The 12,402-nt window shown below is 45.1% G+C and carries 10 protein-coding genes and 1 pseudogene; 4 read left to right on the forward strand and 7 right to left on the reverse strand.

All coding sequences use genetic code 11. The features are described from left to right. Positions 1 to 6 precede the first annotated feature (6 nt). From RJ01_RS05150 to serB, 3 genes are all read right to left on the reverse strand, one after another. The gene (locus tag RJ01_RS05150; RefSeq protein WP_004781417.1) at positions 7 to 486 is read right to left on the reverse strand and encodes an SCP2 sterol-binding domain-containing protein; all 480 of its coding nucleotides are present in this window, start codon (positions 484 to 486) and stop codon (positions 7 to 9) included. Between the two features lie 140 nt (positions 487 to 626). Beyond that, positions 627 to 962 carry a ciprofloxacin tolerance protein AciT gene (gene aciT / locus RJ01_RS05155; protein WP_004781415.1) on the reverse strand — a complete coding sequence of 112 codons (336 nt, stop codon included), beginning with the start codon at positions 960 to 962 and terminating at the stop codon, positions 627 to 629. Positions 963 to 1,379: 417 nt separating this feature from the next. Next, the gene (gene serB / locus RJ01_RS05160; protein WP_004781413.1) at positions 1,380 to 2,600 is read right to left on the reverse strand and encodes a phosphoserine phosphatase SerB; all 1,221 of its coding nucleotides are present in this window, start codon (positions 2,598 to 2,600) and stop codon (positions 1,380 to 1,382) included. A gap of 77 nt (positions 2,601 to 2,677) precedes the next feature. On the opposite strand from serB, the gene RJ01_RS05165 reads away from it, so the two are divergent. Beyond that, positions 2,678 to 3,931, forward strand: a complete 1,254-nt coding sequence (locus tag RJ01_RS05165; RefSeq protein WP_034170261.1) for a hypothetical protein — start codon at positions 2,678 to 2,680, stop codon at positions 3,929 to 3,931. 95 nt (positions 3,932 to 4,026) lie between these two features. Here RJ01_RS05165 and ppk1 read toward each other — a convergent pair whose 3' ends face one another. The 4 genes and pseudogenes from ppk1 to mhpT all read right to left on the reverse strand — a co-directional run bounded on the left by ppk1 (position 4,027) and on the right by mhpT (position 9,393). Continuing rightward, positions 4,027 to 6,090 carry a polyphosphate kinase 1 gene (gene ppk1 / locus RJ01_RS05170; protein ID WP_005232769.1) on the reverse strand — a complete coding sequence of 688 codons (2,064 nt, stop codon included), beginning with the start codon at positions 6,088 to 6,090 and terminating at the stop codon, positions 4,027 to 4,029. A 178-nt stretch (positions 6,091 to 6,268) separates the two neighbouring features. Then, positions 6,269 to 7,216, reverse strand: coding sequence for a bile acid:sodium symporter family protein (locus tag RJ01_RS05175; RefSeq protein WP_034170262.1), 948 nt, complete (start codon positions 7,214 to 7,216; stop codon positions 6,269 to 6,271). Between the two features lie 107 nt (positions 7,217 to 7,323). Then, the gene (gene pncA / locus RJ01_RS05180; RefSeq protein ID WP_034170263.1) at positions 7,324 to 7,953 is read right to left on the reverse strand and encodes a bifunctional nicotinamidase/pyrazinamidase; all 630 of its coding nucleotides are present in this window, start codon (positions 7,951 to 7,953) and stop codon (positions 7,324 to 7,326) included. 233 nt (positions 7,954 to 8,186) lie between these two features. After that, positions 8,187 to 9,393 (reverse strand): annotated as a pseudogene (gene mhpT, locus RJ01_RS16095) (3-(3-hydroxy-phenyl)propionate transporter MhpT). Between the two features lie 728 nt (positions 9,394 to 10,121). Between mhpT and dapA the strand changes: the two are divergent. From dapA to purC, 3 genes are read left to right on the forward strand one after another with little or no spacing between them, the layout of a single operon-like run. Further along, positions 10,122 to 11,021, forward strand: a complete 900-nt coding sequence (gene dapA, locus RJ01_RS05190; protein WP_004781399.1) for a 4-hydroxy-tetrahydrodipicolinate synthase — start codon at positions 10,122 to 10,124, stop codon at positions 11,019 to 11,021. A 12-nt stretch (positions 11,022 to 11,033) separates the two neighbouring features. Then, the gene (locus RJ01_RS05195) at positions 11,034 to 11,639 is read left to right on the forward strand and encodes a hypothetical protein (protein ID WP_004781397.1); all 606 of its coding nucleotides are present in this window, start codon (positions 11,034 to 11,036) and stop codon (positions 11,637 to 11,639) included. A gap of 38 nt (positions 11,640 to 11,677) precedes the next feature. After that, on the forward strand, positions 11,678 to 12,397 hold the full coding sequence (purC, locus tag RJ01_RS05200; protein ID WP_004781395.1) for a phosphoribosylaminoimidazolesuccinocarboxamide synthase: 720 nt from the start codon (positions 11,678 to 11,680) through the stop codon (positions 12,395 to 12,397). The last annotated feature ends 5 nt before the right edge of the window (positions 12,398 to 12,402 follow it).

A 12,402-nucleotide genomic window follows, 5' to 3' on the forward strand; every position in this document is an offset into this window, starting at 1 on the left:
TAGGAGTTATTTACCAGTTTTCTCTTTAATAAACTGACGTGCCATTTTCACTTTATCTTTGACCGGTTTTGGCAGTTTAGGCGGAATCATTTTCGCAACCTGGTTAAACCAGACTAGCAGACCAAAATCACCTTCCATTTTAATCGTGCCACTTTGCATACCGGTCATGAATGCCGTCGGATCACCTTTAAGCAACGTTTTTACACCCTGTTCACTATCAGCAAATTGCAGCACGAAATCAGCTTTCTCTGCATCACCTGAAACGGTATCGATATGACCATTATTCACAACGATCTGACGTGCCATTCCCTCATCTGTTCCGATCTGGATACGGAACTGGCGTTCATGTACCAATTCAATAAATTTCGGGCTGGTGCGTGCTAACTGCTTCATACGTAATGCAAGACCTGCGACCAGCAAATCAAGTGGATCGGTACTGAGGTCAACAAGAGGAAGTTTGAGCACAGGAATGGAGGACAGTTTCATGGAATTATGCCTATTCTAATTGTACGAAAATTGACAAATATCCTAGCATAGATCAAAGCTAGGCAGATGCAGGACTTTGTATCATATTTCTAAACGAAAAATGCACCCGCAGGTGCATTATTTCGCTGATATTAGAGAACTTAACGGCTAGATAGCTGCTGCTGGTCATCTTCATACACTGGTGTATGTTCGATATAACGGCGTTTAGCCAAAGCACGCTCTGCACGTCGATCTTCACGCAATAACAGTAAGGTCACTACGACCATCACGGTCGTTAAAGCTGTCAGATAGCTATATGTCATCGGGAGCTCAAACAAGGCTTGAGTACCTACTCGAATCACTTCGATCAGGCCCCAGGCCAGCATTCCCGCAGCCATAAAACTTAACCAGCGACGATAAGGCGAGAAGAAAACAGCAAGCACAGCCGCGGCGACTAAACTAAAGCCTACGAGAGTTGCTAGATTCGCTGTTACCATATAAACCCCTCCATCCAAAAGAATAGTGTGTATGCTTGATATTGCAACCGTACTACCTATTGAATTTCGTTAAATCAATAAAATGGAATGTGTTGATTTGTATCTCTATGCATGCATTATGCTGAGTTTTTTACATAAAAAAAGTCCTGCTTTCTCCCCTTACGACATACTCTGTCGCGATATTATTTTGTCATTACATTTTTTATTTTCACAGTATTTGTGGATCAATTGCTGCGTCGATGTTGGCGTGTCATTACAAAATCATATGCCCTTTCATCGACTTAAAAAAAATATTTTCCGTTTAAGATGATCGGGGTATTTATAGACAAGCTGCGCCGTCCCTCGATAAAAGTTAAGCTAAAAATATAAAAAAACGCGACCCTAAGGCCGCGTTGGATTTTACCGCAAAGCTATGTATTACGCGCGGCTCAGATCTTTATCATGTACACCGAGCAGGTAGAGCACGCCATCCAGCCCCACACTGGAAATGGCCTGATTGGCATTCTGACGAACCAAAGGTTTGGCACGGAAAGCCACCCCTAGACCCGCAATTGAAAGCATTGGCAGGTCATTGGCACCATCACCCACAGCGATGGTCTGCTCCAGAGAAATTCCCATATTGTCGGCAATTTCACGGAGCAATAAAGCCTTGCGTGCGCCATCCACAATATGACCTTTAACTTCGCCTGTCACCACGCCATTCTGCACATCCAGAATGTTGGCATGAACTTCATCAATTCCTAGTTTGGCTTGCAGATATTCTGCAAAATACTGGAATCCGCCAGACAGAATCGCAGTACGGTAGCCCAGTGCTTTCAGGGTTGAAATCAGACGTTCTGCACCTTCAGTCACGGTCAGACGTTCTGCAATTTTTGGCAATACCGATGCATCCATGCCTTTTAATAAAGCAACACGAGCACGGAAACTTTGCTGGAAGTCCAGCTCGCCCTGCATCGCGCGTTCAGTAATTTCAGAGACTTGAATACCCACACCTGCTTCGATCGCCAGCTCATCAATCACTTCCTGCTCGATCAGGGTCGAGTCCATGTCAAAGCAGACCAGACGGCGATTACGGCGGTAAGCATTATCTTCTTGTACTGCCACATCGACATTCAGGTTGTTCGACAGGCTTAAGCAGGCTGCACGCATGGCTGCTGCATCCAGCATCTGGCCTTTCAGACCAAACTGTACACAGGCACGTTTAGGGCCAGTATTGGAACCATCCAGCTCAGGACGGCCAGAAAGACGGGTCACGGTTTCAATATTGAAGCCCTGACTCGACACAATCTGGGTCACGGCTTGCAGATGAGAGGCATTTAATTCCGGGGCCAATGCCGTTACGATATAACGCGTGCGGCCACCTTCTCTTACCCACTGTTCATATTCAGCAGCAGAGATTGGTTTAAAGCGCACTGTTAACCCGATATCATGTGCTAGAATCAGGATTTCCTTCATGGCTAATGCTGTTGCAGTTTGGTCATCAGACGATACAACAATACCTAAGGTCAGTTGATTATGAATGACCGCTTGCCCCACATCTAGAATCTGTAAGGAATGAGCGGACAAAACCTGCATTAATCGTGTAAATTGATTAGGCTGGTCGGGTCCTAAGAATGATATAAGAATGATTTCTCGCATGAATTGACTCGGGTCTGAGCTACAACTATTGTTAGAATCATAATCGAAATTGAACAGAATTGCCTTGGAAGTTTACGTTGAATGCGCCTAGACAAGGGCTATTTGCTAGCCTACTGATTGTAAGTTTTGCTCTGCATACCTTTTTACTGGTATTGGCAACGACTCACCAACTGAATGATAACCGTGTCAACCAGGGACAGCTCATGACGAGCCAACTGGTCACAGACAGCCTGGCGGAGCTTGAACCGGCGAACCGCGTTTCTCTGGCACTTCTGGCCAACCGTTATGCGACTAACCCAAGCGTTGCTTCAATTCGCATCCTGGATGCGAATGGTCAGGTTTTAGCCACTGGTGGGCTGACCAAGACCCGTAATGGGGAAGTTTTTGTCCGTGATGCCCTACAAAACGAGAAAAAAGTCGGTGTGATTGAAATCACCCTGATTGAGCCAAGTATTGGTGAAATTCTGCGGACTCAATGGCTTGCCATTCTGTTTTCTTTTATTATTCATGGTCTGCTTTGGGTCGGTTATCGTGCGGTAGCGCGTCCAAGCCGTACCGAGTATCTGGCACGTATCAATAATGAATCGCGACTGAAATTCGAGATTCAGACTTTGACTCAGGCATTGGAACAGGAAAAGCATAATGCCGCCCTCGCCATTGCCCAGGCACAGCAAGCTCTGAAAAACAAACTGAAAGAAAAAGACAGCAAACCGGTGGTACTGGATACCGATAGCCTGAGCTTGAACATTCAGTTCTATGATCCAAAACAGTTGCTGGATAGTGTGAATAAAACGGTATCGGTTCCTTATTTCAATTTGTGCCAGATTTTCCTGAACAAAGCCACTGAACTGTGCATCCAGCACTACAAACTGAACAGCACGGATATTTGTACCGTGCACAAGTTTGATGAAAAAGGTGCCAGTATCAGTATTGCGGCAGACAAGCCAGATGCCCTCGTCTGTCTGACCATGATCAGTTCAGTATTCCAGTTACTTTCGGAAGTCCTGTATAAGCGTTATCGTGAAGAAAAACGTTTTGTCCTGCAGACACGTAGTGCGATTTCTTCAGCTGTTGAAGAAATGCAGCTTAATTCAGTTCAAGCCGCAGAACGTCTGGTTCAGCAACTGGTCGCTAAGGAAAGTGCACTGCATGTTCCTAATGCCCTGTTGAAACAAATCGCGGACCACTTTGAGCTGGTCAGCATGCCCAATCCGACCAATGTCCTGACCCGTCATGCTTTTGTGGTGAATGGGATGGATGCTGAAAGCGCCGAGCTGGCACAGACTTTTAGAACCGAAATTCTAAAATCCAAACAATCCAAAGCCTCATAAATGTCCCTGAATGTTGCAATTAAAAAAAGCCGGATCCAATATCCGGCTTTTTGATGGGTACAAAACAAATACGCCAGCGTGTCTTGGACTACCCTTTAAATTTTTAACTGTTTTTGTTCCAGCAGATATTGCTGGGCATTATAAGGCTGGGCCGGATCCTGACAGGGGACTTTATGCCACTGACCCTCGGCATCTAACTCCCATGCATTTTGACAATCTTTTAAATAGCTGATCAGGCCATCTTTATAAATCCGTTTTTTCAGCTCTGGATCCAGCACCGGGAAACAGGTTTCGACCCTGGAAAACAGGTTGCGCCCCATCCAGTCGGCACTGGCACAATACAGTTTCTTGGCGCCGCCATGTTCAAAATAATAAACCCGGGTATGTTCCAGGAAACGTCCAACGATTGAACGGACCTGGATATTTTCTGACATGCCGGTGACTTGTGGAATCAGGCAGCAGATTGAACGCACAATGAGGTCAATTTTCACCCCGGCCTGTGATGCCTGATAGAGGGCAGCAATCAATTGCGGTTCAGTCAACGCATTCACTTTGATGATGATATGCGCAGCTTTTCCAGCTAGGGCAAATGCCTTTTCCTGCTCAATCAGTTTCAGCAGTTCGCTATGCAGGGTAAACGGTGCATGCAGCAAGGCTTTCAGTTTGGCCATTTTGCCCATGCCGGTCAGTTCCTGGAACATGCGGTGCACATCTTCACAGATATCCGGCTGTGTGGTCATCAGGCCGTAATCGGTATACATACGGGCATTCCCGGCATGATAGTTTCCGGTACCTAGATGCGCATAACGCAGTAGTTCCTGATTTTCACGCCGGACGATCAGAATCATTTTGGCATGGGTCTTATAACCGACGATGCCATAGACCACCACTGCCCCGGCTTCTTGCAGGATATTGGCCACCATAATATTGGATTCTTCATCGAAACGCGCCCGCAATTCAATCACGGCCGTGACTTCCTTGCCATTCCGTGCGGCTTCTGCCAGCACCTGAACAATTTCCGAATCCGGACCACTGCGATATAGCGTCTGCTTGATCGCCAGCACCGCCGGGTCCTTGGCCGCTTCGCGCAGTAAAGTAATCACCGGCTGGAATGAATCAAAAGGATGATGCAGCAGCACATCCTGTGCCTTTAAAATTTCAAAAATACTTTTCTGTTTACGGAAAATTTTCGGAATGACCGGACTAAAATGCGGATACTTTAATTCCGGACGCTCAAAGCTGGTACTCAGGCGGGACAAATTGATCGGTCCATCAATCCGGTACAGCTCCTGTTCCGTCAGATCAAATTCATCCAGCAAATAGTCGATGATGTTCTGTGGAGAGTCATTTTCAATTTCCAGACGTACTGCACGACCAAAGCGGCGCGAACACAGTTCATCTTTTAAAGCCACCGCCAGATCATCGACATCTTCCGACAATACCAGATCGGCATTGCGGGTAACCCGAAAGGCATAACATCCGGTCGCTTTCATGCCGGGAAACAAATCACTGATATGCTGCTGGATGATCGCAGTCAGAAAGATCTGGGTGGTATTGTTTCCGGTGACATCTTCCGGAATTTTAATCAGGCAGGGTAAGGAACGTGGTGCCGGCACAATTGCCATCTCGATTTCACGGCCAAAGGCATCTTTACCTTCCAAGCTGATAATAAAGTTCAGACTTTTATTCACCAAACGTGGAAAAGGATGTGAAGGATCCAGACTGATCGGGGTCAGTACCGGTTGCACTTCTTTGGCAAAAAAGGCTGCAATCCAGGCCTTATGTTTTTCCAGAAGATCCTGGTATTGAAGAAACTGAATCCCCTGCGCCTGGAGTTCAGGCAAAATTGCATGATTCAGAACCTCATACTGTTTGTTCACTGTGGCATGAATGGACTGGGACAGTTCTTGTAGAATCAGCTCGGTGGGTACAGCATCAGGCGTCCGGGTAGTCGCATTCAGATCTTGCTGTTTCATCAGCCCGGCAATCCTGATTTCAAAAAACTCATCCAGGTTACGGGAAAAAATAATCAGGAAGTTTAAGCGCTCTAAAATCGGTAAATTCGGATCGAGTGCTTGTGCCAAGACACGACGCTGAAATTCAAATAAGGAAAGTTCCCGATTAAAATAGGTCGCTGACGAATGCTGAAATTGTTCCATGCCCTCTCAATGCTGCTGATTACAGTCTGTTGTTTCACATCATTGAGGGGCGATCTTAGGCAGACTTCATGACACTTATGTTACAAAGCTCGATAAATCCATATAAATTAATATTTTAATTTTTCACCGTATAAAAAAATCATGCTATGGCTCGTTGGGCGCCGTCATCAAATTGCAATTAAGTGTCCGTTTTTTCAGTTTGTCTGCCAGCCCAATAAGTGGCTAAAGCAGGTCCTGAAATATTATGCCACAGGCTGAAAATGGCACTTGGAACCGCAGTAATGGGAGATGCAGCAAAATGGGTCGCCGCCAAGGCCACACCCAGACCAGAATTCTGCATCCCCACTTCAATGGATACTGCACGACAGTCAATTTCTGCCAAGTGAAATATGCGACTGGCCCAATAACCCAGTAAATAGCCCATCCCATTGTGTAAAGCCACAAGCCCTAAAATCATTAAACCAGATTCCAGAATCTGGGTTTTGCTGCCGGCAATAATTGCCGCCACAATTGCGACAATGGCAATCACTGAAATTACTGGCATTACCTGGATATAGCCTTCTACCTTGGTTTTTAGAAGGGCGCGGATAATCAAACCTAAAATGATTGGAAACAGCACCACTTGCAGAATCGAAATCAGCATGGACAAGGCATTAATTTCAATCCATTGGCTGGCCAGCAGATAAAAAATTGCCGGAGTCAAAAGCGGTGCCAATAAAGTCGATACCGAAGTACACGCCACAGAAAGGGCTGTATTGCCCTTGGCCATATAGGTAATCACATTGGATGCGGTGCCACCTGGACAGCAGCCCACCAGAATTACACCAATCGCAATTTCAGCCGGAAGCTGGAATAGCTGACAGAGCAAAAAGGCTAACCCTGGCATCACCATAAACTGAGCCACGACCCCAATCGCGACGGCCTTAGGACTTTGCAAGATACTTTTAAAATCGCCTGGCGTCATGGTCATGCCCATACCAAACATGATCAGACCCAACATCCAAGGAATATAGGCGCGTAACCAGACGAAAAGATCCGGCAGCATCAGAGCAATCGCTGAAAATAGAATGACCCACAGAGCAAAGGTCTTTTGGACAAACTGGCTAAATTGAAGGAGTGCTGACATGGGGAAATCCAGGGGTCATGAAAAAGAAATCAAGGCATCTGTGGATGCCTCAAAGTAAACAAACCATTGCATAATGGTAAATGGCCCTAATCGCCTTAAGTCAGCGCTTAGGCAGCATTAATAATATCTTTCAGATAAATCCGTTTTACACCCTGTGCCAGCATGTCCTGCCAGGCATGTTGTAGCGAACCATTCAGGTCTATGCCTTTGGTAGCATCCGCAATGACATAGGCCTTAAAGCCGAGTTTACAGGCATCCATCGCGGTCCAGGCCACACAAAAATCGGTCGCGATACCCACGATAAATACGGTATCAATGCCACGCTCCCGTAAATAGCCGGCCAGACCAGTACTGGTTTTTTGATCAGCTTCCATAAAGGCGGAGTAACTGTCGATATTTTGATGAAAGCCTTTGCGGATAATCAGTTGGGCTTGCGGAAGGTTCAGCTCCGGATGAAATTCAGCATCCTCAGTCCCTTGTACACAATGACTCGGCCAGAGGACTTGAGAACCATAATTCAGCTGAATCGTGTCATAGGCTGCTTGAGCAGGATGATTGTCTGCAAAGGAGATATGCTCTGCCGGATGCCAATCCTGAGTCAGCACAATATTCTGAAAGTACTGCCCCAATCGGTTGATATTCGGAATAATCTGATCGGCATTGGTAACAGCCAGATTTCCACCCGGGGTAAATCCTTTTTGTACATCCACCACAATCAGCGCCGCATTCTGCATCATTTTCATCCCTTGAAATCTGAGTTTGCATCCAAGCATAGCTTAAAACTAAAGAAAATTTTTAGCCCTTTAGGTAAAAATAGAATGACTCTGCATTCTGATAAAACGTATGATGAGTTAACTGTAAAAGCTATTGCTCTGCAAAACATAGACAGAATTTGTCTTTAGCTGAACTGATACTAGAAAATAAAAAGCCTGCATCAGTGCAGGCTTTTTGGATATTCATCTTTTTATTTTTAAACTTTGGTACGGCTGACCAGGAACAGCATACATACCGCAGAGATTACGATACATGGAATCGCTGCCGAGATCACCCCTGCTGCACCGAAGCCTGCTGTCAGTAGCTGACCCGCAATTGCAGGGCCAAGCATGGCACCGATATGACCAACTGCAGAAGCAACACCTACCCCTGTACCACGTACTTCAGTCGGGTAAACGATACTACCAAAGGCATAGAGTACGCCCTGACAACCAATCACGAAGGCACCTGCCAATGCTGCGGCCATGTACATCTGTTCAAGTGAGCTTGCACCGTTCAACGCTAATAAACCCGCCAGGATACCGCCGTACATCAACAGAATGACATACGCTTTTTTCAGGCGATCCGTCAGCATACCCAGAATCACGGTACCAATCGTTGCAGTCGCCATGAAATAGAACTGTGCAGTTGAACCATCTTTACGGGTGAAGCCCAGCTCCATAAAGAGTGAAGGCAACCAGCTCAACATGATGTACACCACTATCAGGGTGAAGAAGTAGCTCACCCAGATACACAGCGTACGAAGTAGGTTGTCAGAGTTAAACAAATCCTTGAATGAACCCTGAGGAGATGTTGCACGTTCTGCGGCTGTCTTGTTTTGTGCCTTTATGTATTCTTTAGATTCAGGCAGACACACCATCATCAGAGGAATCACAATGATGGGCAATAAACCACCCAAGTAAAAAAACATTTTTCCAGTTTGCACCGAATTCAGTTGCTGCGATTAAAGACAAGATTGCAGCACCCACTGGCATACCACAGTACATCAGGCCCACGGCACGTCCACGGTTTTGTGGAGCCACGGCTTCAGAAGCCAGCGTGATTAAGATTGGCATTGCACCGCCAAGACCCGCACCCGCCAGAAAACGAACTGCCAGCAAACTGTGGAAACTGTTCACCCACACGGTACATAAGGTAAATAGTGCAAAAATTGCGGTTGACCAGATTAAAACTTTCTTACGACCAATACGGTCCGCAAATCAACCACCGACCAGTGCACCAGGCAATAAGCCCAGAATCCCTGCACTAAAAAACACGCCCAATTGTGAGCTATCAAGACCAAAGTGCTCACGAATACCAGCAGCGGCAATCCCGGCAGCCTGAATATCTAGGCCTTCAATCACAGCGATCAGAAAGCAGATCCCTACCGTGATGATCGCGTGCTTATTGTGTGATTTTTCCATTGGAATATCCTTGTTCAATCAGCGTTCAAAAGAGAGGCCATCATCTATGAGCCGCTAGAGAGAATTAACTACCAATAAGTTGAACAATTGGCTCGGATATACTGAAAAATCCAGAAAATTAATGACTTTAAGATGCTGTTCGATAAAGTCAAAAAAGCAATTAATGAGGAGTATTAAAATCCCAGTATTTTTGGATTTAGACTTATACATCAAACCCGGAAATTCAACAGTGAGAAAAATTCGGGGCCGATCACCAATACGAAAAAAAGATTAGTTCAGGCATTTTTGCTTTTTATTCATCATAAATGAGATTTATTATTCGATATATTTTAGCTCTTAATTTATCGAATATAAATATTAATACTCCCCTAAAACGCCATAAAAGAATGTTTTCTAAATTTATCTAATTCACTTAAGTGACTTATTCTGTGTATTTTTTACTGAAAAAATGAATTCATTAGCTTTCATACTGCTGGAGGATAAAGGATGATTTGGACAGCAAAAAATCATAACGATTAAAACTTGATTGTTGCCTGGAGGCTTTGTATAAAGAATTCAGTGGCTTTTACTAAAGCATATTGTTCTTATGCGTTTGATCAGTCATAATTTGCATAAGCAATATTCAATTCAGTGCAAATCTATTGAATTTGCTACAAATCAAAATACAAACCCATCCCAAATATGTTTTCTCATTCTCTTCGGATGGACAAATAGGATAGTTTTTTAAAATGACTCAGCAAGCACAGACCATTCAGGGTTCCATTGTCGCAATCGTCACCCCCATGTTTGAAGATGGCAGCGTAGATTGGAAGGGTCTCGAGAAGCTGGTTGAGTGGCATATTGCAGAAGGCACTAACAGTATCGTCGCGGTTGGTACTACTGGTGAAGCATCAACGCTCAGCATGAGCGAGCACACTCAAGTGATCAAAGAAATCATTCGTGTTGCCAACAAACGTATTCCTATCATTGCCGGTACAGGCGCAAACTCGACTCGTGAAGCAATCGAGCTGACTCAGGAAGCCAAAGAACTTGGCGCTGATGCTGCCCTGCTGGTTACTCCTTACTACAACAAACCGACTCAGGAAGGTCTATACCAGCATTATAAAGCAATTGCTGAAGCGGTTGACCTACCTCAAATTCTTTATAACGTTCCAGGTCGTACTGGCGTAGATATGGCCAACGAAACCGTGATCCGTCTGGCAGATATCCCACAGATCGTGGGCATTAAAGATGCAACAGGTGATGTAGCCCGTGGTGCTGCCCTGATTGAAGGTCTGACAGGCAAAAACATGACTGTTTACTCAGGTGATGATGCAACTGCCTATGAGTTAATGGGTCATGGTGCCAAAGGTAATATCTCTGTGACTGCTAACGTTGCACCAAAAGTCATGAGTGAAGTATGTGCTGCAGCCATTGCAGGCGATGTGGCACGTGCTGAAGAGATGAATGCTCAGGTTGCAAATTTACACAATATTCTATTTTGCGAATCAAACCCAATTCCTGTGAAATGGGCTCTCCATGATATGGGCTTAATTGGTACAGGTATTCGCCTTCCATTAACACCACTTGCAGAACAATATCGCGCTCCGCTTCATGAGGCACTTGTAGAAGCGAGCGTCATTAAATAAAGAGCAACGATTATGCAATTACGTTTAGGACTTACCCTGGCACTTTCAGTATTCAGTTTAGCAGGTTGTAGTTCAATGGCCTTTAAAAACGGTACCTTGGACTATAAAGAGACAACCACGCTGCAACCATTACAATATCCTGAAGGGTCAATGGTTCGTCCTGCAACGCCTTTGTACCCTGCTCCGACCGTAGATCCGCTTGCCCTGGAAAATGCACCAAAGCTTGAAAATCAGCGTGGTAACCGCTTTGCGATGCCACGTCCTACTGCACAGCCAGTAAATTCAACTCAAGCAGATGAAACTCAAGAAAATTTTTCGGGAAAGCCGCAATTAGTCACTGACGGAAATCAAAATCCACTGCTCAAAATTGATGGAAATGCTGCTACAATATGGCAATACACTCTTGCCACGCTTAGCAGCCTTAACCATTCTATCGTTGGTCAAAATAAAGATCGTTATGAAGTAGCGATTCAGGTCGATCAGCAAACCTATGTTTTAAGACTCTCTCCCGCAGGTTCGAGTAACACCCTGGCTGTGTTTAATCCCGATAACAGTTTTGCCGACCGCGAAAAAGCAGCAGAACTGTTAAACCAGATTTACCAAAATTGGCCAGCCTAGACATTTTCTAGGCATTTTTTTTTGTAGAAGGTTCCCTCATGTTAAAACAAACCTTGCTCTATACTGGTAAAGCGAAATCTGTCTATACCACGGACAGTGAAGACCACCTGATTTTAGTTTTTCGTGACGATGCGTCCGCATTCAATGGCGAAAAAATCGAACAACTGGATCGTAAAGGTAAGGTGAATAACCGTTTTAACGCCTTCATCATGGAAAAGCTGGCTGCTGCTGGTATTGAAACTCATTTTGAGAAACTGCTGACACCGACTGAAGTGCTGGTGAAAAAACTTAAAATGATTCCAGTAGAATGTGTAGTACGTAACTATGCTGCGGGTTCTTTATGCCGTCGTCTTGGTGTAGAAGAAGGTAAAGAGTTAACGCCTCCAACATTCGAATTGTTCTTCAAGGATGACGCGCTAGGCGATCCAATGGTGAACGAATCTCAAGCGATTGCTTTAGGTTGGGCGACTGCTGAACAACTGGCAAAAATGAAAGAACTGACTTACCAAGTGAACGATGTGCTTAAAGCATTATTCGAAGCGGGTAATATGCTTCTGGTTGACTTTAAACTTGAATTTGGTGTGTTCCACGACCGTATCGTACTGGGTGACGAATTCTCTCCAGACGGCTGTCGTCTATGGGATAAAGACACCAAGAAAAAACTGGATAAAGACCGTTTCCGTCAAGGCCTAGGCGGCGTGGTTGAAGCGTACGAAGAAGTTGCTGCACGTTTAGGTATCAATCTTGAAGATATCTAAGCACT

This window comes from Acinetobacter sp. YZS-X1-1 (assembly GCF_000804305.1).
GTDB classification, from domain to species: Bacteria; Pseudomonadota; Gammaproteobacteria; order Pseudomonadales; family Moraxellaceae; genus Acinetobacter; species Acinetobacter variabilis.

What these genes read in the sequence shown, in the direction of transcription:
- aciT (WP_004781415.1), bottom strand. Translation starts at nt 962, where the DNA reads ATGGTAACAGCGAATCTAGCAACTCTCGTAGGCTTTAGTTTAGTCGCC.
- RJ01_RS05195 (WP_004781397.1), top strand. Translation starts at nt 11,034, where the DNA reads ATGCAATTACGTTTAGGACTTACCCTGGCACTTTCAGTATTCAGTTTA.
- RJ01_RS05175 (WP_034170262.1), bottom strand. Translation starts at nt 7,216, where the DNA reads ATGTCAGCACTCCTTCAATTTAGCCAGTTTGTCCAAAAGACCTTTGCT.
- dapA (WP_004781399.1), top strand. Translation starts at nt 10,122, where the DNA reads ATGACTCAGCAAGCACAGACCATTCAGGGTTCCATTGTCGCAATCGTC.
- ppk1 (WP_005232769.1), bottom strand. Translation starts at nt 6,090, where the DNA reads ATGGAACAATTTCAGCATTCGTCAGCGACCTATTTTAATCGGGAACTT.
- pncA (WP_034170263.1), bottom strand. Translation starts at nt 7,953, where the DNA reads ATGATGCAGAATGCGGCGCTGATTGTGGTGGATGTACAAAAAGGATTT.
- RJ01_RS05150 (WP_004781417.1), bottom strand. Translation starts at nt 486, where the DNA reads ATGAAACTGTCCTCCATTCCTGTGCTCAAACTTCCTCTTGTTGACCTC.
- purC (WP_004781395.1), top strand. Translation starts at nt 11,678, where the DNA reads ATGTTAAAACAAACCTTGCTCTATACTGGTAAAGCGAAATCTGTCTAT.
- serB (WP_004781413.1), bottom strand. Translation starts at nt 2,600, where the DNA reads ATGCGAGAAATCATTCTTATATCATTCTTAGGACCCGACCAGCCTAAT.